This is a genomic window from Fundidesulfovibrio butyratiphilus (genome assembly GCF_054657235.1).
Genome location: NZ_BAAHXA010000001.1, coordinates 1,142,909 through 1,161,920 on the forward strand (window position 1 = coordinate 1,142,909; position 19,012 = coordinate 1,161,920).

Annotated in this window: 18 protein-coding genes and 1 riboswitch; of the genes, 11 read left to right on the forward strand and 7 right to left on the reverse strand. The window is 63.0% G+C overall.

The features are described from left to right. Window positions 1-80: 80 nt before the first annotated feature. The 9 genes from ACYQ01_RS05570 to ACYQ01_RS05610 all read left to right on the forward strand — a co-directional run bounded on the left by ACYQ01_RS05570 (window position 81) and on the right by ACYQ01_RS05610 (window position 8,621). Complete coding sequence (locus ACYQ01_RS05570) at window positions 81-1,277, forward strand: hypothetical protein (RefSeq protein WP_459932836.1); 1,197 nt, start codon at window positions 81-83, stop codon at window positions 1,275-1,277. Window positions 1,278-1,407: 130 nt separating this feature from the next. After that, complete coding sequence (locus ACYQ01_RS05575; RefSeq protein WP_459932837.1) at window positions 1,408-1,695, forward strand: DUF503 domain-containing protein; 288 nt, start codon at window positions 1,408-1,410, stop codon at window positions 1,693-1,695. A 113-nt stretch (window positions 1,696-1,808) separates the two neighbouring features. Continuing rightward, the gene (gene rbfA, locus ACYQ01_RS05580) at window positions 1,809-2,150 is read left to right on the forward strand and encodes a 30S ribosome-binding factor RbfA (RefSeq protein ID WP_459932838.1); all 342 of its coding nucleotides are present in this window, start codon (window positions 1,809-1,811) and stop codon (window positions 2,148-2,150) included. Next, window positions 2,131-3,096, forward strand: coding sequence for a DHH family phosphoesterase (locus tag ACYQ01_RS05585; protein ID WP_459932839.1), 966 nt, complete (start codon window positions 2,131-2,133; stop codon window positions 3,094-3,096). The genes rbfA and ACYQ01_RS05585 overlap by 20 nt, the downstream gene beginning before the upstream one ends. A gap of 26 nt (window positions 3,097-3,122) precedes the next feature. Next, a complete protein-coding gene (truB, locus tag ACYQ01_RS05590; RefSeq protein ID WP_459933892.1) occupies window positions 3,123-4,031 on the forward strand; it encodes a tRNA pseudouridine(55) synthase TruB in 909 nt (302 codons plus the stop codon). Window positions 4,032-4,057: 26 nt separating this feature from the next. Continuing rightward, window positions 4,058-4,327, forward strand: a complete 270-nt coding sequence (rpsO, locus tag ACYQ01_RS05595) for a 30S ribosomal protein S15 (protein ID WP_459932840.1) — start codon at window positions 4,058-4,060, stop codon at window positions 4,325-4,327. A 205-nt stretch (window positions 4,328-4,532) separates the two neighbouring features. Continuing rightward, the gene (gene pnp, locus ACYQ01_RS05600; RefSeq protein ID WP_459932841.1) at window positions 4,533-6,743 is read left to right on the forward strand and encodes a polyribonucleotide nucleotidyltransferase; all 2,211 of its coding nucleotides are present in this window, start codon (window positions 4,533-4,535) and stop codon (window positions 6,741-6,743) included. 344 nt (window positions 6,744-7,087) lie between these two features. Further along, a complete protein-coding gene (locus ACYQ01_RS05605; RefSeq protein WP_459932842.1) occupies window positions 7,088-7,846 on the forward strand; it encodes a fumarylacetoacetate hydrolase family protein in 759 nt (252 codons plus the stop codon). A gap of 22 nt (window positions 7,847-7,868) precedes the next feature. Continuing rightward, a complete protein-coding gene (locus ACYQ01_RS05610) occupies window positions 7,869-8,621 on the forward strand; it encodes an SDR family NAD(P)-dependent oxidoreductase (protein ID WP_459932843.1) in 753 nt (250 codons plus the stop codon). Between the two features lie 282 nt (window positions 8,622-8,903). Here ACYQ01_RS05610 and arfB read toward each other — a convergent pair whose 3' ends face one another. Beyond that, window positions 8,904-9,356 carry an alternative ribosome rescue aminoacyl-tRNA hydrolase ArfB gene (gene arfB / locus ACYQ01_RS05615; RefSeq protein WP_459932844.1) on the reverse strand — a complete coding sequence of 151 codons (453 nt, stop codon included), beginning with the start codon at window positions 9,354-9,356 and terminating at the stop codon, window positions 8,904-8,906. A gap of 61 nt (window positions 9,357-9,417) precedes the next feature. Here arfB and ACYQ01_RS05620 point away from each other — a divergent pair, with 61 nt between their 5' ends. Continuing rightward, complete coding sequence (locus tag ACYQ01_RS05620; protein WP_459932845.1) at window positions 9,418-9,948, forward strand: YchJ family protein; 531 nt, start codon at window positions 9,418-9,420, stop codon at window positions 9,946-9,948. Window positions 9,949-10,023: 75 nt separating this feature from the next. Here the strand turns inward: ACYQ01_RS05620 and ACYQ01_RS05625 are convergent, their stop codons facing one another. Together ACYQ01_RS05625 and ACYQ01_RS05630 are read right to left on the reverse strand one after the other, a co-directional pair. Then, a complete protein-coding gene (locus tag ACYQ01_RS05625) occupies window positions 10,024-10,485 on the reverse strand; it encodes a phosphatidylglycerophosphatase A family protein (protein WP_459932846.1) in 462 nt (153 codons plus the stop codon). A 242-nt stretch (window positions 10,486-10,727) separates the two neighbouring features. Beyond that, window positions 10,728-13,097, reverse strand: a complete 2,370-nt coding sequence (locus ACYQ01_RS05630) for a methyl-accepting chemotaxis protein (RefSeq protein ID WP_459932847.1) — start codon at window positions 13,095-13,097, stop codon at window positions 10,728-10,730. A 608-nt stretch (window positions 13,098-13,705) separates the two neighbouring features. Here ACYQ01_RS05630 and ACYQ01_RS05635 point away from each other — a divergent pair. Next, window positions 13,706-14,680, forward strand: coding sequence for an alpha/beta fold hydrolase (locus tag ACYQ01_RS05635; protein ID WP_459932848.1), 975 nt, complete (start codon window positions 13,706-13,708; stop codon window positions 14,678-14,680). A gap of 54 nt (window positions 14,681-14,734) precedes the next feature. On the opposite strand, the gene ACYQ01_RS05640 is transcribed toward ACYQ01_RS05635, so the two are convergent. From ACYQ01_RS05640 to ACYQ01_RS05655, 4 genes are all read right to left on the reverse strand, one after another. Then, window positions 14,735-16,333 carry an SGNH/GDSL hydrolase family protein gene (locus ACYQ01_RS05640; protein WP_459932849.1) on the reverse strand — a complete coding sequence of 533 codons (1,599 nt, stop codon included), beginning with the start codon at window positions 16,331-16,333 and terminating at the stop codon, window positions 14,735-14,737. A gap of 179 nt (window positions 16,334-16,512) precedes the next feature. Next, window positions 16,513-16,935, reverse strand: a complete 423-nt coding sequence (locus ACYQ01_RS05645) for a GNAT family N-acetyltransferase (protein ID WP_459932850.1) — start codon at window positions 16,933-16,935, stop codon at window positions 16,513-16,515. Between the two features lie 69 nt (window positions 16,936-17,004). Then, window positions 17,005-17,751 carry an SAM-dependent methyltransferase gene (locus ACYQ01_RS05650; protein WP_459933893.1) on the reverse strand — a complete coding sequence of 249 codons (747 nt, stop codon included), beginning with the start codon at window positions 17,749-17,751 and terminating at the stop codon, window positions 17,005-17,007. 286 nt (window positions 17,752-18,037) lie between these two features. After that, the gene (locus tag ACYQ01_RS05655; protein ID WP_459932851.1) at window positions 18,038-18,649 is read right to left on the reverse strand and encodes a Maf family protein; all 612 of its coding nucleotides are present in this window, start codon (window positions 18,647-18,649) and stop codon (window positions 18,038-18,040) included. Between the two features lie 259 nt (window positions 18,650-18,908). Continuing rightward, window positions 18,909-18,991, forward strand: a riboswitch (ZMP/ZTP riboswitch). Window positions 18,992-19,012: the final 21 nt, after the last annotated feature.

Below are 19,012 nucleotides of genomic sequence, written 5' to 3' on the forward strand. Positions count from 1 at the left end.
CACGCCGATTATGCCTCCCGGCAGGCTCAGAGAACCGCCCGCGATATGTCTATCCTCCTTTCTTTACGAGTACGCCGTCCATGGTGAAACGCTTTTTTCTGTTCACCGCGTTGCTCATCGCGTGCTTGTCCCTTTTTCTCTACGGGTATGAACACTACACGCGCTCCACAACGACCTACGTCCCCCCCGTGCGCTTCCGCGTCGATGCGCCAACAGGAATCCGTTTCGATCCCGATTCGGCCTCGACGCTCATCAACTCCCTGGGGTTCGACGACCACGCGAGGGACCCGGCCGCGACCGGAAAGCGTCGCATTCTTCTGGTCGGAGATTCGTTCGTCTCCGGCTCCGTTTTGATCGGCATGCTGGAAAACGCCCTTAACGAAGGCGTCAAGGACCGCCCCTTCGAAATGATCCCCATGGCCTTTCCCGGCATCGGGCTGGGCACCATGTTCGCCTACGTGGAACAACTCGGACTGCAATTCCATCCGGAGTTCGTTCCGGTCGTCTTCAACTCCAGCACATTCGAGAACGATTCCGCCATCCTCAACGCCATCAGGGAGCGGCAACACCCGCTCCATGCCTCCCAACCGACTTTCGCATGGCGCGACGGTCAATGCTCCAGGATTTCGGCGGATCCCGATGCGTCGCAATACGCCTTGAAAGAGCTTCCCTCCTATCATCTAAAGACATTTTACGTCGTGCTGGAAGAATTTTTGGAAAAACACCTGAGCGAACTCTCCCTCTTCAACTGGCTCAAGGACAGCGTCGCCCGGGACGCGCAATACGCCTATCGCTATCAGCAATTGCGCTCCGATCCGTATTACAACGCCCTTCTGGCCGACTGGAATTTTCCCGACGACCTGGACATGAACACCATGTTCTGGACTCCCACCGACCAGATGCCCGGCGTGTTCCGCAACGCCCTGGATTGCACGCGATGCGCCCTGCAGGCCTTTAACGAATTGGCGAAACAAAACGGCTTTCGCTTCCTGTTGGTGATCACGGACGATTGCTCTTTTCTGCACAACGCTCGCAAAGAGGAGTTCGACTATCGCGACCAGAAGGCCAAACGCCCTTTCGTGGACCAGGAATACAAAAACAAGATCATAGCCCTGGCCAAGCAGACCCATACGGATTACATAGACCTGTATCAGGCATTCGGCGCGAATTCCCCCCGAATGCACGCCTACGATATCCACTGGAACAAGACGGGAATACAAAACGCCGCGGCCGCCATCGCCAAGGACCTCCTGCCGAGACTGCAGGCTGCCCAATGAACACTTCCACCGGGCGGGACGCCGCGTCCCGCGTCAGGAAGCGCGAACGGTTTGACGACACGGAACACGGACTTTTCCCGGTGACGCAACACACGCTGAAGAACGCTTCGAAACGCTGGCGGAAAAGTGCATGATCGTTGGCGTGCTCACCTTGGAATTTCGCCTGCACGGCAACGATTCCCTCAAAGGGAAACGCTCGGTGACGCAGCGTTTGAAAATGAAATTGCGCAACAAGTTCAACGTGGCCGTAAGCGAAGTCGCCCACCAGGACGTGCTCGACTCCCTGGTGCTGGGCGTGGTCACGGTGAGCCCGGACGCGGGCCACGCGCGGGGGCTTTTGCAAAAGGCCCTCAACATGGTGGTTGCCGCGGACGAGGCGGAACTTATATACGACGATATCGAACTCATCGGGCAGTGACGCGTTTTCGCCCCTGTCCCTGCTGAAACGACGCCGCCTTCAAACTGGACGAACACCCGGGACCCGCGGGCGCCCTTTCGAGGAGCGCAAGCGCCGCCCGGACAGGAAGTTGCATGACCACACACGCCGGCCCCTCCCGCCGCTCCATGCGTCTGGCCGACCAGATTCTGCGCGAGCTGGCCCTCATGCTGGCCGAAGAGATACAGGACCCCAGGCTCGAACTGGTGACCATCAGCGGAGTGCGCTTGAATCCCGACCTTTCGGTGGCCACGGTGCTCTACACCCTGCATGGCGACGACGAACGCCGCAAGGCCGCGGCCCAAGGCCTGGAAAAGGCCAAGGGATTTTTGCGCTCCCATCTGAGCCGGGCGCTCAAGATGAAGTCGGTTCCCGAACTGCGCTTCAAACACGACGACTTTCTGGAGACCATGGTCTATGGCCAGCCCCATGCATGACATCCTGCGGGTACTCACCAGCGAGGATCGCTTTCTGGTCACTTCGCACGCCTCGCCGGACGGCGACGCCGCCGGCTCCATGGCGGCCATGGCCCACCTGCTTACCGCCCTGGGCAAAAGCTTTCACCTGTACAACTGCACCGGCATGCCCGAGCAGTACGACTGGCTGCCCCTGCCCGCCCCGGTGGAAACCACCATACCCGAAGGCGGTTACGACTGGATCGTCACCCTGGATTGCGGAGACCAGCGCCGCGCCGGACCGGCGCTCGAAGCCGCCATGCAAGGGGCCAAGGTGCTCGTCATCGACCACCATATCGACAACACCCGTTGGGGCGCGTTCAACTGGGTGGAGCCGGAACTTTCTTCCACCGGCGAAATGGTGGGCATGCTGGCCGAAGCCGCCGGCGTGCCCCTGGCCGGCCACCTGGGCGAGGCCGTGTACCTGTGCCTGGTCTCGGACACCGGCTCCTTCAGCTACGGCAACACCGGCCCAGAATGCATGGAAATGGCCGCACGCATCATCCGCCTGGGCATGCGCCCCGGCCGGGTCAACGCCCTGATCGAAAACCAGTGGACCACCGCGCGCATCCGCCTCTTCGGCGAAGTGCTCACCAGCGCGCGCCAATACTACGACGGCCGGCTGGGCGTCATCCGCATCACTCTCGAACAGCTGGCGCGCCTGGGCGCCGGAAAGGCCGACACCGAAGGGCTCATCAACTACGTGTTGCGCATCCGTGGCACCAAGGTGGCCCTGCTTCTGCGCGAAGACCAGGGGCGCATGGTCAAGATCAGCCTGCGCTCCCTGGAGGGGGTGGACATCCAGCCCGTGGCGGCGGCCTTTGGCGGTGGTGGCCACAAGAGCGCTTCCGGCGCGAGTTTTTCCGGCACGCTGGACGAATCCGAAGTCCAACTGGTGGAGGCCTTGAGCAAGGTGTTGGAAGCCTAGTGGAAAAAAAGCCCCGTCCCCCCCAGATGCATGGCGTGCTGGTGCTCGACAAACCCCAGGGCCCCACGTCGTCGGAGTGCGTGCAGGACATCAAGCACCGCCTGGGCCAAAAAAAGATAGGTCACGCCGGCACCCTGGACCCCATGGCCACGGGCGTTTTGGTGGTGCTTCTCGGCGAAGGCACAAAATTGGCCCCTTTTCTCACCGAAGGAATCAAGATATACTCGGGAAGTTTGCGCCTGGGAGTGACCACGGACACCTTCGACGCCGAAGGCCGGGTCACGGCCGAGGCGCCTTGGGACCGGGTCACGCCCGAACAGGCCGCCCAGGCCGTTGACGCCTGGAAGGCCATGACCACCCAGGAGATACCGCCCTACTCCGCCGTAAAGGTTGGGGGAAAGCCGCTCTACGCCCTGGCCCGCAAGGGACGGGATGTTCCGGTGGTGGTGAAGCCGATTCAAGTTTTCGACGCGGAGGTCTTACGTATGGACCTCCCCGACATAGATTTCCGGGTGACGGTGGGTTCCGGCGCCTATGTACGCTCCCTGGTCCACAGCCTGGGGACGCGACTGGGATGCGGAGCGCACCTGACCAAACTCACCCGGGAGTACAGCCATCCCTTCGGGCTGGCCCAGGCGTGCGACCACGCCCGCCTGCTGGCCGAACCCGAACGGCTGGCCCCACAGGTGACGCCTCTTGGCGACGCCCTGCCCCACTGGCCGCGCCTGACGCTTTCCGAGCGCCAGGCCGCTCTGGTGCGAAACGGCGGGTGGATCGCCTGGGAGGAGTTTTCCTGCGAGGGTTCCAGGGCCATGTTCCTGGATCCCGAGGGCCGGCCGGTAGCCCTGGCCGAGGTCAGGACCCGGGACGGCGGGCAATGGTGGGCCATCCTGCGGGGACTTTTTCCCCAGGAGCCCGGGGGCAATCCCGCCTGAAGCATCGTACAACGGAGGATACCGCTGTGGCTATGACGGCCGAGTCCAAGCTCAAGATCATCGAAGAGTACAAAACCCATGACGGCGACACCGGGTCGCCCGAGGTGCAGGTGGCGCTGCTCACCTCGCGCATCGTCTACCTGACCGACCACTTCAAGACCCACGCGAAGGATTTCCATTCCCGCACGGGCCTGCTCAAGCTGGTCGGACAGCGCCGCAAGCTGCTCAACTATTTGAAGAACAAAGACATCAATCGCTACCGGACCCTGATCGGTAGGCTTGGTCTGCGCAAATAGACGGAGCGTCCGGCCGGCTCGCCCAGGCGGTCCGGCCGGATTTCCACGGAAGCATGGTCCGTTCCCGAGCGTAATGCGCGCGCCAGCGCCCGTGAGCCAATGAGGCCGGCTCATGGCCGCCAGCGCGCTTGTCACGTTTCGGGTCCGGCCGGCAAGGCCCCCGCGCCCCGCGCGGCTTCGCAACCGAAACCAAGGACAACAACATATGGGTCTTTTAGACAACGCCACCCGTCTGGAATGCCAGGCGGGCGGAAACACCATCATTCTCGAAACCGGCCGCATGGCCAACCAGGCAGACGGCGCCATCTGGGTCCAGTGCGGCGGCACCGTCGTGCTGGTCACCGCCTGCACCCAGGCCCTGGAAGTCGACAAGGGATTCTTCCCCCTCACCGTGGACTACCAGGAAATGGCCTACTCCGCGGGCAACATTCCGGGCAACTACTTCCGCCGCGAAGTGGGACGCCCCTCCGAACGCGAGGTGCTGACCTCGCGCCTGATCGACCGGCCCCACCGGCCCCTGTTCCCCAAGGGATTCCGCGACGAGGTGCAGATCATCGCCACGGTGCTCTCCTACGACGGCGAAAACGAATCCGACGTGCTGGCCGTCACCGCCGCTTCGGCCGCCCTGCACATTTCGAAGATCCCCTTCATGGGCCCCATCGCCGGCGGCCGCGTGGGACTGGTGGACGGCGAGTTCGTCCTCAACCCCACGGCGTCCGTGCGTGAGCGCTCCTCCCTGAACCTGGTGTTCGCCGCCTCGCGCGACGCCGTGGTCATGGTGGAAGGCGGCGGCAACTTCGTCACCGAAGAGGTCATCGCCGACGCCCTGGAATTCGGCCACAAGGCCGTGCTGCCCCTTCTCGACCTGCAGGAACAACTGCGCGAAAAGTCCGGCAAGCCCAAGCTGGAATTCACGCCCCCGGTCGAAAACCAGCCCCTGGTCGACCTGGTGACCGCCACCGTGGGCGAGGACTTGGCCCAGGCCCTGACCATAGCCGACAAGATGAGCCGCAAGGACGCCCGCAAGGCCCTCAAGGCCAAGGCCGTCACCGCCGCCAAGGAAGCCTTCCCCGAAGAACCGGGCGTGGCCGCCAAGACCGGCGAGATTGTCGAGGCCATGGAAAAGAAGATCATGCGCGCCCGCATCAAACAGACCGGAACCCGCATCGACGGACGCGACACCGCGACCGTGCGCCCCATCGAAATCGAGATGTCTCCGCTGCCGCGCACCCACGGCTCCGTGCTCTTCGCCCGGGGCGAGACCAAGTCCCTGTGCATCGCCACCCTGGGCTCCGCCGGAGACGAGCAGCGCATTGAGACCATCGCCGGCAACATCACCAAGCGGTTCATGCTCCACTACAACTTCCCGCCCTACTGCGTGGGCGAAGTCAAACCCCTGCGCGGACCGTCCCGGCGCGAGACCGGACACGGCGCGCTGGCCGAACGCTCCATCCTGCCCGTGCTGCCGAGCGGGGACGAGTTCCCCTTCACCATGCGCGTGGTGTCGGAAATCATGGAATCCAACGGCTCCTCGTCCATGGCTTCGGTGTGCGGCGCGTCGCTGTCGCTCATGGACGCCGGCGTGCCGATCAAGGCCGCCGTGGCCGGCGTGGCCATGGGCCTGATCAAGGAAGACGACCAGTACGTCGTGCTCACCGACATCCTGGGCGACGAGGATGCCATGGGCGACATGGACTTCAAGGTCGCCGGCACTGCCGAAGGCGTCACCGGCATCCAGATGGACATCAAGATCGCCGGCATCCCGCAGGCGGTCATGCGCGCCGCCCTGTCCCAGGCCCGCGAAGCCCGGCTGCACATCCTGGGCGTCATGAACTCCACCCTGGACAAGCCGCGCGCCGAGCTTTCGCCCAACGCGCCGCAACTGGCCGTGGTCGAGATCAACCCCGACAAGATCCGCGAAGTCATCGGCCCCGGCGGCAAGACCATCAAGGCCATCACCGGAGCCACCGGCGCTTCCATCGATATCGAAGACTCGGGCAAGGTTTCCATCTTCGCCCCCACCCTCGAATCCCTGGAACGCGCCAAGGAAATGGTCCTCTATTACGACCAGAAGGCCGACGTGGGCCGCGATTACAACGGCAAGGTGAAAAAGATCATCGACTGCGGCGCTGTCGTCGAGATTCTGCCCGGCCTCGAAGGCCTGGTCCACGTCTCCCAGCTCGACATCGGACGGGTGGAAACCCCGGCCGACGCCGTGTCCATGGGACAAGACCTCAAGGTCAAGGTCATCGCCGTGGAGCCCAACGGACGCGTGCGCCTGTCGCGCAAGGCCGTGCTGCTCGAAGAACGCGGTGAAACCATCGACCTGGCCGACTTCGCCGCCCCCTCCCGCCCGCGCGGCGACCGCGACCGCAACGGACGCGGCGGCGACCGGGGCGGACGCGGCAGAAGGTAAGAGCAGCGAGAAGAGGAAGAACGGGGGCGCCGCCCCCGTCCCCCCGCCCAAGGGGGTGACCCCCTCGGGACTCCCCAGGTGCCTTCGGCGGGTTTCGCCGCGAGGACGGGGGAAAGCGGGAGAAAACAAAAAAAATCGGCCGCCCTGGCCAAGGCACTTGCGTCTTGGCCAGGGCGGCCTTCTTTGTCCTTCTCTTCCCCTATTCTCGCACTGGACATGGGATGTGGGCGCTGGCAAAAAGAACGAGCACACTCGGGGGGGTCCGAGGGAGTCACTCCCCCAGGCCGCCGGAGGCATCTTCGTCTTTTCTTGCCCGCTCTTCCCCCATTTCCAAGGAGAACCACGTGAAAATCGTTCGTTTTCTTCATGACGCCCAGGAGCACTGGGGTGTTCTGGACGGCCCGGACATCTTTCTGGTGCGAGGCGACGTATTCGGCCAGTTCACGGTGCTCGACAGCCGGGTCGCCGCCGACCTGGTGAGCCTGTTGTCCCCGTGCAATCCGTCCAAGGGCGTGGGCATCGGCAAGAACTACCTGGGCCACGCCCAAGAAATGCACTCCGACCTGCCCAAGGAGCCCATCATCTTTCTCAAGCCGTCCACGTCGCTGCTGCCGCCCGGCGGAGTCGTGGTCATCCCCCCCGGAGTGACCACTCTGCACTACGAAGCCGAACTGGCCGTGGTGATAGGCAAGACCGCCAAAAACGTGTCCCGCGAAAACGCCCTGGACTTCGTTCTGGGATACACCTGCGCCAACGACGTTACGGCCCGCGACTACCAGCCCTTGAACGGCCAGTGGACCAGGGCCAAAAGCTTCGATACCTTCATGCCCCTTGGCCCCTGCATCGCCACCGGCCTGGATCCCTCCGACCTTTCCATACGCCTCGCCGTCAATGGCCAAGTGCACCAAGACGACACCACGGCCAACCTGAACTTCAAGGTGGACCAGCTCATCGAGTTCGTCTCACACTCCATGACCCTGCTCCCCGGCGACGTGATCCTGACCGGTACGCCCGAAGGCGTGGGACGCCTGCAAGACGGCGACACCGTGACCGTGGAGATCGAAGGAATAGGAACCCTGACCAACACCGTGACCCAGGGCTGACGCCCGGCACAAGGAGAACACCATGATCAAGGGAAAATCCCTCATCCTCACCGGCGCTTCCATGGGCCTGGGTCGCGCCCTGGCCCTGGCCCTGGCTGCCCAAGGGGCCAAGCTGGTCATCAACGCCCGCAACAAAGCCCAGCTCGAAGAGACCAAGAACATGGTAACCGCCGGGGACAAGCCCACCATCGTTGCCGGCGACGCCTCCCAGGCCGCCACAGCCAAGGAACTCGTCAAAGCCGCCGTGGGCCTGGGCGATTTCGGCGGATTCATCCACGCCGCCGGCATGTTCCACCCCGGGCCGGCCCTGTGGGAACTCACCGAGCAACAATACGACGAAGTCTTCGCCGCCAACACCAAGGCCGGTTGGCAACTCCTGCGCCATTGCGTGCCGGCGCTCATGCCCACGGGGCAAGGCTTGGCCGTATTCCTGGGCTCCAAGGCCGCCGACCTGATACAGCCCGGCATCGCGGTCTACTGCACCGCCAAGCTCGCCCTGGAAACCCTCTGCCGTCAGCTCGCCGCCGAAGCCCCCTGGCTCACCACCTTCGTCTACCGGCCCGGACTCGTGGATACCCGCATGCAACGTCAGGCGCGAGAAGCCGAAGGCGGCAGCGCCCCGCCCGTGCGCACCATGTTCGGCTCCTGGCACGAAAAAGGCTACCTCGTCTCCCCGGAAACCAGCGCCGCCAGACTCGTCGAAACCATAACCGGCGACCTCGCCGGCATCTCGGGAACCATCGTCGACTTCGCGGAGAAGAAGAAAAAGAAGTAGGAAGAGAAGAACTGGGGAGGGGAACCCCTTTTTTTCAAAAAAGGGGTTCCCCTCCCCAAGCCCCTCCCCTCCCCCAAAAACTTTATCCTTGGGGCGAAGGGAGCATGAATGGTGCGCCGTTTGGGCGTCCCTGAAGTGTTCTCGCCAGAGTTTGACGCCGTTCCCGTTCGTTTCAGCGCTCTCCCGACGCAAAGCGCCCACTCGGGGTTCCAAGGGGCGCGAGTCCCGTGGCCGCCGGAGGCAACTCCTCACCCGGCCCCTCCCCGCGCCCGACCTCTTTTCCTACTCGTCACGTCCGGCGCGCCAGCTTTTCACTTGGCTGCGGCGTTTTTTGGATTCCAGCCGTCGGAGTTTGGAGCCCAGCGTGGGTTTGGTTTTGCGTCGGGGTTTTTCGCGGACCAGGGCGCCGCGCAGGAGTTCGGCGAAGCGCAGTCGGGTTTGGGCTTTATTCATGGCCTGGCTGCGGAACTCGCCCGAGGTGACGCGAAGCACACCGTCCTGGTTGACTCGCGAGGCCAGTCGCTCCATGATGCGTCGGCGCTGCTCGTCGGTCAGGCTTGGCGACCCCGCCACGTCGAAGCTCAGGGTGACGCGCGTGCTCACCTTGTTCACGTGCTGTCCGCCCGGTCCGCCGCCGCGCGCCGCCGTGAAGGTGAGTTCATCCTCCGGGATGCGCAGTCCCGGTTCGATGAAAACTCCGTCGGCGAAGCCTATGGTATTTTGTTCGTCCATCATAGTCGCGCCGCTCCTTGGCGTCTCAAACCCGAAGCTTGAGGCTTCGTTGAAAAGGATACCCATGTCCAGCAGTTCCGAAATCCCCGCCTCCGACGCTCCGACCCCGTGTCCTTGCGGATCGGGCAAGTCTTTTGACGCCTGCTGCGGCCCCGTCATTGCCGGGGCGGTCCCCGCCCCCACGGCCGAGTCCCTGATGCGTTCGCGCTACAGCGCCTACGCCACCGGCGCGGTGGATTTTCTTCGCGACTCTCTCGACAGCCGTTGGCAGGCGTCCTTTGACGAAAAGGCCACGCGGGAATGGTCCGAAAACGCCACCTGGCAGGGTCTGACCATTCTTTCGATAAAGGGCGGCGGCGAGGAAGACAACGAAGGCGAGGTGGAGTTCGTGGCTGCCTACCAAATGGACGGCCAGGACCAGAAGATACGCGAACGCTCCAAGTTCCGCCGGCGCGGCGGACGATGGTATTATTACGACGGCAAAGTCAAGGCCGTGGAGGATCCGGTGGTGTCGTCCGGACCCAAGGTGGGCCGAAACGATCCCTGCCCGTGCGGTTCGGGCAAAAAATACAAGAAGTGTTGCGGAAAGGGCTGAAGAAGCGGCGTTTTCCGGCATAAAAAAGCCCGGCTCCCTTGGAGCCGGGCTTTTTTTGTCCAAATGAGCGGGGGACTAGAAAAGCCAGAGCAGAATGCCGAGCACGATGGCCGAGTACACGCCGGCCAGAACGTCGTCGAGCATCACGCCGAAGCCGCCCGGCAACCACTTTTCGGAGGCCCGGATGGGATAGGGCTTAAGGATGTCGAACACCCGGAAAAGCACCAGTCCGGCGAGGTAGCCCCAGAAGTTCAGGGTGCAGAAGAATCCGATGGCGATCCACTGGCCCAGCACTTCATCGATGACGCACAGGCTGGGGTCTTGTTCGCCTTCCTGCTGTTCGACCAGCTGGCAGGCCAAGCCGCCGCCGATGAAAAGCAGCACCACGATGAGCAGGCGGACCGGATACGTGGCGGACATGAAAAACCAAGGCGCGGCCAAGGTGGCCAGGACCGAAGCCAGGGTGCCGGGCACGGGCAGTTTGCCCAACCGACACAACGAAGCGAAACCCAAGGCAATGCGTTCGATGCTGATCATGGAAACTCCGTACGGGTTTTGGTGAAGACCGCGCACTCCGTGCGCTATTTCACATAGTCCTTAGCACCACTTGGCGCGAAGGGGCAACCGTCGAAACGCCCTTGCCATGCGCGCGCCGTCATATTGCGCGGACGCTCCTGCCGCCTTGTCCTTGAAAACCACGGTCCTGATTTCAAGGAAAGCACCGGAAATCCCTTTCCGCGCCCACGCCCCGGGCGTGCGCGCATCCCGCAGGCGCGGCACTACCGGCCGAGCGCCTTGGTCGAGGCGGGCAAGGCGTTCGCGGAAGTTTGGCCTCCCGACTTCATGGACTCGATCATCTCGTCGAGCACCTTGGCCTGGTCGGCCAATTCATGCACCGATTCGGCCGCGTTGTGCATGGCCTGCGAGGTCTCGCCCGAAATGCGGTTGACCTCTTCCAGACTGCGATTGATCTCTTCGCTGGCCGCGGACTGCTCTTCCGACGCGGTGGCGATGGCCCGCACCTGGTCGGTGGTGAGGTCCACCAGGGCGACGATCTGATGCAGGGCTTCGCCCGAGCTGTTGGCCAGGTCCGTGGACTCTTCGATCTTGGACACGGCCTTTTCCACGTTCTGAATGTTCTTTTGCGTGCCCGTCTGGATGGACTCGATGGCGTCGCCCACTTCCTTGGTGGCGGCCATGGTCTTTTCGGCCAGCTTGCGCACCTCGTCGGCCACCACGGCGAAGCCGCGTCCGGCCTCGCCGGCCCGGGCCGCTTCGATGGCGGCGTTCAAGGCCAGGAGGTTGGTCTGATCCGCGATGTCGGAAATCACGGTCATGATCTGCCCGATGGACTGGGCCTGTCCGCCCAGGGTGGTCATGTCCTCGCGCAGGGCCAGGGCCTGGCTCTGGGCTTCGCCGATGCCCCGCACCGCGTTGCTGACGATACCCGCGCCTTCCTGGGCCTTTTTCTTGGCCTCGTCCGCCGTTTCCGCGGCCTTGGAGGCGTTGCGCGCCACTTCGAGCACGGTGGCGTTCATTTCTTCCATGGCCGTGGCCGTTTCGCCCACGCGCTGCGACTGTTCGGCGGCCCCGTGGCTGCACTGCTCCACCTGGGCGGAAATCTGCTGCGTGGCCTGGGACATGGCCATGGAAATTTCCTGGGTGGTGCGGGCGGCTTCGGTCATCCGTTCGCCCTGCTGCTCGATGCGGCACTGCTGCTCGATGATCGACGTGATGTCGAACACCGTGGCGATCGAGCCGCTCAATTGACCGGCCAGGTCGTACATGGGCGCGCTGTCGATGGAGATGTTCAGGGTCTTGCCCTTGTCCGTGACATATTCGGTGGTCACGCCGGTATAGACCCGATTTTCCCGGATGCACTTGGCGGTGATGGTGTCACGGCCCCGCTCCCTGTAGAAGAACTGATCGACGCCTTGGCCCATGTAGTCGTCCACCTTGCCGCCTTTTTCGGTCAGGTTCAGCATGTTCTGGTTGGCGTAGACCAAGTTGTTCTCTTTGTTGGTGATCAAGACCGGGGCGGCCAGGCCCTTGAGCACGCCTTGGGCGAAGCTGAGTTTTTCCTTGAGCTCTTCGGTCATGGTGGAAACGTTGTGCGCCAGGTCGGCCAATTCGTAGTGGAAGGTTCCTTCCAGCTTGGCCATGAGGTCGCCGCCGGCCACGCGGGCCGAATAGTTCTGGACCAGGGCCATGGGACGCAGCATGAGGCGGCGCACCAGGGTCAGGATAAGACCCAACAGAACCACGAACACCACCGCGCCGCTGGCGATGAGCACGTTGCGCTGCTTGATGGCCTCCACCGCCAGTTCGGACTCGGTGTCGTTGACGCAAATCACCCAGCCCGTGCGGGGGATTTCGGTGAAGTATTGCAGCTTGTCCACGCCTTCGAAGACGTAACGAATGTATCCGTTTTTCTTGGCCAAGCTGTCGCGCACGAATGCCAGGTTGCTCACATCCTTGAGGAGCATGTCGTCGCGGCGGTGGGCGATGACCACGGCGTCGGAATCCACGAAATAGGCGTAGCCCGAGTGGCCGACCTTGGCCGGACGCACGTATTCGTCCACGAACTTGGTCCAGTTCACCGCCAGGCCGACCGCTCCGATCACCTTTCCGGTGTCGTTTTTCACCGGCACCACGACGGTCAACACCAGATTGCCGGTGGCGGCTCCCTTGGTGATGTGCCGGCTGATGCTCTCTTGTCCCTCAAGCACGGGTTTCCAGTAGCCCCGCCCCGAGAGATCGGTTCCCGCCATGGACTTGCCCTGGGCGGTCACTCCGGCCACGGCCTTGCCCTGGGCGTTGACGAGAAAAACGCTGTTCAAGTCGGACCGGGTTTTGATGATCGCCGCGAGGGAGTCGTCGATCACGCCCGACATCGCCCCGTCGCCCTGAAGATATTCCCTGGTCGTTTTCTGCAACGCCATGGAACGGACCACGCTCAGACAGCCGTCAAGATATTCATTCGTTTGATGGGCCAGGGTTTGGCTGATCTGATCCATGTTTCGAGATTCGATTTCCAATGTGTTGGCGTATATCGCTTTTGAAACATACACCACCAACCCCGACACCCCGATCAGCAGCAACAAGCTAATGGACAGGGTGAACACCGTGGAAACGCTCTTGATCTTCATGCAAGCTCCTTGGCGGCAGAAAAAGTACAATATTTCACCATGATGAAACATGATTCACGGCATGGGGCAAAGCAAAGCTATCTACAAAGTCATATAGACGGAACCTATAGAAATGACACGAAATCGTCAAGAAAACCTTGCTCGCGGGCATGACGCGACGCCACCACGGCCAGCCCCGCCCGCGCGCGACTGACGGCCGGAACGCCCCCCTTCCCACAGACCAACGTGTCGATCGGCGCCGCTTCCGCGGCATCGCCGTCTTCTTCGGCTTTGGCCCCGGACGCGCCGTTCCGGCCATGAGCGGCGCTCAGGGAGCCCGGCGCAATGCGGCCAGCCTTCGTCTACACCGCAACGATCGTTCTATCATCGGAATCTCCTTGTCAAGAGGGGGGTTGCGAAACAATACGCCCCCTCTCCGGCGGTCCGGGACCGCTTCCGTCGCCAGGCGTTTGACAAAGCCACATGCCCTGGGTAACCGCTTTACCGTCATAAAAAAAATCCGTCGCGACGCCGAATGATCCCGCAGTGTCAGGACGCCATCACGGGCTCGACCAGTTCCTGTTGCGCTGCGTCCCTGACCTGGATCCCAAACCCGCCGGGAGTGGAACATGACCGTTCTCCAATCGCGCGACCTGCGAGAGTCGCTCGCCAACGAGCAAATCGTGACCCCGCAAGAGCTGCGGGAATGCCTGACGCATCCTTCCCTGATCGTTGAAACGGCGCGGGGCCCGGTGGAGTACGCCGACAGGGGGCAAGGCCCGGTCGTCCTGGTGGTGCACGGCGGCCCCGGCGGCTATGACCAGGGATTGATTCTAGGGGAGATGCCCCGCAAAAACGGCTTCCGAATCATCGCCCCCTCGCGCCCCGGCTACCTGGGCACGCCCCTGAGCGCGGGCGCGTCCGCCCAGGAGCAGGGGGACATGCTGGCGGCGCTCCTGGACGCCCTGAACATCCCCCGGGCCATGGTCCTGGGCGCGTCCGGCGGCGGACCGGGAGCGTACCAGTTGGCGCAGCGCCATCCGGACAAGGTCCGGGCGCTGGTGGTGATAGACGGCATCAGCAGGAACTACGACAAGGGCGACAGCATCAGCGCCGTCGAGGAGTGGATGTACTTGAGCAAGCCCGGACAGTGGCTCATGGGCTTTTTTTTCAAGCATTTTCCCGCCGCGGTGGTGAAGAGCTTCCTCCAGACGGAAAGCACCCTGGACAAGCACGAAATCGGCCGGCGGGTGCGCGAAATCCTGGGCGACGCCAACAAGTTCGCCCTGGTGGACGCCATGTTCAAGACCATGAGCGACCGTTTCGCCGAACGCAAGGCCGGAGCGAACAACGACCTGGCCATGGGCGCGGCCATAGACAAGCTGCCGCTGGACAAGGTCGCGTGCCCGACGCTGCTCGTCCACGGCGACGCGGACAACGACGTCCCCCCGCGCGACGCGCAATACGCCCACGACGCCATCGCCGGCTCCCTGCTGCTCTGGATCGACAAGGCCTCGCACATCGGTTTCTGGACTTCGCCCGACGCCTCCAGGGTGCAGCGCTACACGCTGGACTGGATGAAGGCCCAGACGGGGCGGGCGTAATTCCGCCGGGCCGGAGGTCGAACCGGCGATCCGTCCTCGGCCCGCCCGCGGGAATCACTCGAACGGCGGAACCTGGAAAAGATAGCGATCGCCTTTATACCACAGTTGGCTTTCCCCGGACAGGGTCACCTCCACGCACACTTCGCCCTCGTCCGGCTGCGCGTCGAAAAAGTACGTCTGCGCACACTGCACGGCGTACTCGTTGGACGGGTCCAACTGAAAGACCGTTTGTTTTCTCCCATCCCGAAAGATCTGCGCGACGGTCACGGACCCCGAGTCGACGCGCGTGATGCGCGGGTAAAAAAAGCAGCGAACCACGCCGCCCGTCTGCACCGCGTCCTTCGTGCGAAACGACAGTCGGACCGACCCGGGCCCGTTCACGGGGTACTGATACGACCACCCCTCCAGGCCGGAATCGCGCACCGCTTCGATCCCCCTGGTTTCGACGATCCGGGTCGCAATCGCCGTATCCAACGGCAGCCAGCCGAACGGGCCGATCCGCTTGCCCCAACTGTAGAGCTTGAGGAGTGGATGCCCGGAAGCGTCCAGGGTCCTCGCCTTGCCGGGGAACGCTTTGGCAAAGGCCGGATCGGACCGGAGCGCTCCGGCCACGCACTGGGCCAGAAGAAAGTTGGAGTATTTCGAAAGGTGTACGTTGTCCGTGTAGATCCTGTTGATGTCCGGTTCCTTGTCCATGAGGGCGTTGAAGAAAGTCTGCATGTCCACGACAGGCACATGGTATTGCGCGCCCAGCTCGGTGTTTGTCGTATGGAAATATCGAGACGCCTCGGACATCATCGTCTGATCCACGCGGTACGTGTAGTTGAGGACCTTTCTGTGGGGGGTGATGAAGTTGTAGATCCAAGGATAATCCACCAACACCACATCGACGCCCTTGCTTTTTTTGTCCTCGATGAACCGGGCCATATTGGACCTGTAGCCGAAGCGCTCCAGGCGTTCCGCCACCGAGGCCTTGTCCGACACGGGATGTCGAACCAGTGTCTTCAACAGGCGGTACGAGGCGAGATTTTCGCACAGCGATTCCACTCGCGACAGCACCGTCGGCTTCTTGTCCCGGCTGTTCACCAGTGCGACCAGCGCTTTTTTTTCGTCCTCCAGAGAACTCATGTTCTTGACGGATTGGCTGGCGTAGAAATCATTGACGCCGTCCATGAGGATGTACACATCCGGCTGCAGGGCGTCGAGCTCCAGGGCGGCCCGCAGGACGCTATGCCAACTGTGATATCCCATAACGCCCGCGTTGATCACCTCGATGGCGCTCCCGGGCTTTCCGTATTCATAGGTCAGGAGGTCTTGCAGAATGACCGGATAGGAAAATTCCGCTTCCGCGCCCACGCCGTATGTCGTGGAGCCGCCCAGGCAGAGGATTCGAAAGACGCCGGCCGGTTTTGTCTTTTGAAAGGAACGCCCCAGGGAATCGACAAACGTATCCGCATCGCCATGCGTCTTGATGCGGTATCCCAGGGCTTCGTCGTATTCCACGACAAAGTTTTTCTTGTCTCCGGCCGCAGTGAAGAGACTGGGAACAAAGGTTTGTTTTTGGTTCTCCGGCGGCACAAGAAAGCGCAACGCCACCTCGACGAGTATGAGAACGAAAATCGCGCCAAGCAGACAAGCGATATTCTTCACCATGGAGGTTTCCCGCTCTCTGGCCGTTGAAAACAGTCGGTTCGCGCAGCCCGCTCAAACCATTCGTCGGCGCGGCGCGGCTTCGGCGTCACGGGCGCGCTCGGTCGGCATGGCGTTCGCTCCCCGGAAGTGGAACGAGGGCGAAACGCTCCCAAGTCGCCCCGGGCGCACGCTCTCGCCTGTTACACAAGGAATCCCTTGTCTCGCATCGCGTCCTGATGAACGAAACGCGCCATGCCTGTCTTCATTTTTCCGAATCCCAGCTTCTCATAAAAACCTTCCTTGCCCGGCGCGGCATACAAGATGACGTTGCATCCCTCGACACGCTGCAAAAGGGCTTTGACGAGCATGGAACCTATCGCTTTTCCTTGATATTCCGGGAGCACGGCGCAATCGTACACCGCCGCCTGGTACTCTCCGTCCGAGATCGCCCGGCCGAAGCCGATCAGCCTGTCGTCGTCATGGACGAACACGACGGTGTGGCTCCGCGCGAACGCCCTGGCGTGAACCTCCGGCGCATGGTGCGCCATGCCGACGCGTTTCAGGATGTCGGCCACGAGGGCCCATTCGATGTTTGCGCAATCGTATTGCACCCGGATGTTCATAGCGCCCTCCTTGCGGGACGTTCGGCGGACCTGCAACGCGGTCCTGCCTGATGCGGCGGTTGCCCCGCGTCACCGCGACATGAGCGCGAACACACCCCACCCCAAGTATTCGCGCGTGTACGTGGCGTAGCGTTCGGCTGCCGAGGTCAGTTCGTTTCGAACTTCTTGCGCGAAATCATCGTCGGAATGCGTTTCAAGCCATCGGCGCATCGTGAGCCACTTGGCGGCCTCGTACCTGTCCCAGCTGTCCTGGTCAGCCAGAACCATTTCCACGACATCGTAGCCGAGGTCGCCGAAAGACGCGAGCAGCTCCGGGAGCAAGAAAAAATCTGAGATGGAACCGGCGCGGCACCCCCTGGCGACCTCTTCTGTTTGCGGCAATTGCAGCCAGTACGGCTCGCCGATGAGAATGATCCCTCCCGAACGGAGACTCTTGGCCAGAAGCTCGATGGTGCCGGCGACTCCCCCACCGATCCACGTTGCGCCGACACAGGCCGCCACATCGAACGTTTCATCGGCGACGTAGCCGGCGGCGTCCGCGTGGCGGAACGCGACCCGGTCCGCGACGCCGAGTTCGTCAGCGCGGAGTTTCGCTTGTTTGGAGAACAACTGGCTCATGTCGATGCCAACGCCGCTGATTCCGTAATCGCGCGCCCAGGTGCACAGCATCTCGCCCGAACCGCTGCCCAGGTCGAGCACGCGGGCCCCCGGTTCCAAACGCAACGCCCTGCCGAGAATGGCAAGCTTTTCCGGTGTGAACGGATTATGGATGCGATGAGCGCTTTCCATGATGTTGAATATCCGTGGAATGTCCACCACGAGAACTCCTTTGCATATATAGCGTTACAGCTGGACTCCGCTGGGATGGGACGGCGTGCGCAAGGCCTCGCTGACGAGTATGCCTCTTGCCGGAATTTCGCCAGGACATGCCTCGCCCATCAGCATGTCCTGTTCCCTGGCGGGAAAATTGCGGGCGATTCGCCGCGCGGTCAAGCAATAATGCTCGATATGCCCTGCTGGATAGAGTTCGGATTCATCCTGGAATGAGCAGAACGAAACCCAATGGAAACTCCCCCAGGCAGAGCCCGCACGCCGGAGATTTTCAAGCGCTCCTCGCAACGATGACCCCATGCCCTCTCAGGGCTTCCACAACCTCCACCAGGGGCAGGCCGACAACATTCGTATACGATCCCTCCACGCCGGCGATCATGAAGGCTCCAAGACCTTGAATGGCGTAGCCGCCGGCCTTGTCCAGGGATTCGCCCGTGGCGGCGTAGGCCGCGATGGCCGCTTCGGGCAAAGGCGCGAAGCGCACGCGCGAGGCCACGGCTTCTTCCCAGGCGGTCCGGCCGTCCGGGCCGATCAGGCAGCAGCCCGTCACCACCGTGTGCTCGCGCCCGGCAAGCAGGCCCAGCATGCGCCGGGCGTCGGCCTCGTCCACGGGTTTGCCCAGTATGGCTTGGCCCACCGCCACCACCGTGTCCGCACCGAGCACCCAGGCCCCGGCGCACTCCCCGGCCACGTCCGCGGTCTTGAGCCGGGCCATGCGCAGGGCGTAGCCGCCAGGCGTCTCCCACGCTTCCGGCTCGGGCTCCTCCACGCGCGACACCACGATCCGAAACGCCGCGCCCGTCGATCCCAGAAGCTCCTTGCGCCGGGGCGAGCCCGAAGCCAACACGATGTCCGCCGTTTCGCGAAATGCGCCTTTTCCCACGTTCGCTCCTTGTGGCTTGCCGCCTGACATCCCGGCCGTGACGCCCGTCCCTTGCGGGCAGGATCACCTCGTCGCCGGGTCCCGGAATTGACCAAGCGTTCGGCGTCAGGGCCTAGCCTTTCCCCGGCCCCCGGTCAACGACGGGGCGTCCAGACGACCTCGCGTCGCCGTCTGGGCGTTCGCGCGCGGCGCTTCCCTTCCGTTCGCATGTTGCTGTTGACGTCCTCACGGGTCCGGGCTACTGCTCCGCGCAAATATCGCTGTTTCGCGTGACTGGCGAGAAACGTGGGCCACCACGGGGAAGCGCGAAACATCACCACGCCGCTCGCCTGGGCTGCATCGACGCCGATGCCAACCTTCCCC

Bases quoted from the DNA above. Each gene is read 5' to 3' on its own strand.
- ACYQ01_RS05570 (WP_459932836.1), top strand. From the start codon at position 81: ATGGTGAAACGCTTTTTTCTGTTCACCGCGTTGCTCATCGCGTGCTTG.
- ACYQ01_RS05575 (WP_459932837.1), top strand. From the start codon at position 1,408: ATGATCGTTGGCGTGCTCACCTTGGAATTTCGCCTGCACGGCAACGAT.
- rbfA (WP_459932838.1), top strand. From the start codon at position 1,809: ATGACCACACACGCCGGCCCCTCCCGCCGCTCCATGCGTCTGGCCGAC.
- ACYQ01_RS05585 (WP_459932839.1), top strand. From the start codon at position 2,131: ATGGCCAGCCCCATGCATGACATCCTGCGGGTACTCACCAGCGAGGAT.
- truB (WP_459933892.1), top strand. From the start codon at position 3,123: ATGCATGGCGTGCTGGTGCTCGACAAACCCCAGGGCCCCACGTCGTCG.
- pnp (WP_459932841.1), top strand. From the start codon at position 4,533: ATGGGTCTTTTAGACAACGCCACCCGTCTGGAATGCCAGGCGGGCGGA.
- ACYQ01_RS05610 (WP_459932843.1), top strand. From the start codon at position 7,869: ATGATCAAGGGAAAATCCCTCATCCTCACCGGCGCTTCCATGGGCCTG.
- arfB (WP_459932844.1), bottom strand. From the start codon at position 9,356: ATGATGGACGAACAAAATACCATAGGCTTCGCCGACGGAGTTTTCATC.
- ACYQ01_RS05620 (WP_459932845.1), top strand. From the start codon at position 9,418: ATGTCCAGCAGTTCCGAAATCCCCGCCTCCGACGCTCCGACCCCGTGT.
- ACYQ01_RS05625 (WP_459932846.1), bottom strand. From the start codon at position 10,485: ATGATCAGCATCGAACGCATTGCCTTGGGTTTCGCTTCGTTGTGTCGG.
- ACYQ01_RS05630 (WP_459932847.1), bottom strand. From the start codon at position 13,097: ATGAAGATCAAGAGCGTTTCCACGGTGTTCACCCTGTCCATTAGCTTG.
- ACYQ01_RS05635 (WP_459932848.1), top strand. From the start codon at position 13,706: ATGACCGTTCTCCAATCGCGCGACCTGCGAGAGTCGCTCGCCAACGAG.
- ACYQ01_RS05640 (WP_459932849.1), bottom strand. From the start codon at position 16,333: ATGGTGAAGAATATCGCTTGTCTGCTTGGCGCGATTTTCGTTCTCATA.
- ACYQ01_RS05645 (WP_459932850.1), bottom strand. From the start codon at position 16,935: ATGAACATCCGGGTGCAATACGATTGCGCAAACATCGAATGGGCCCTC.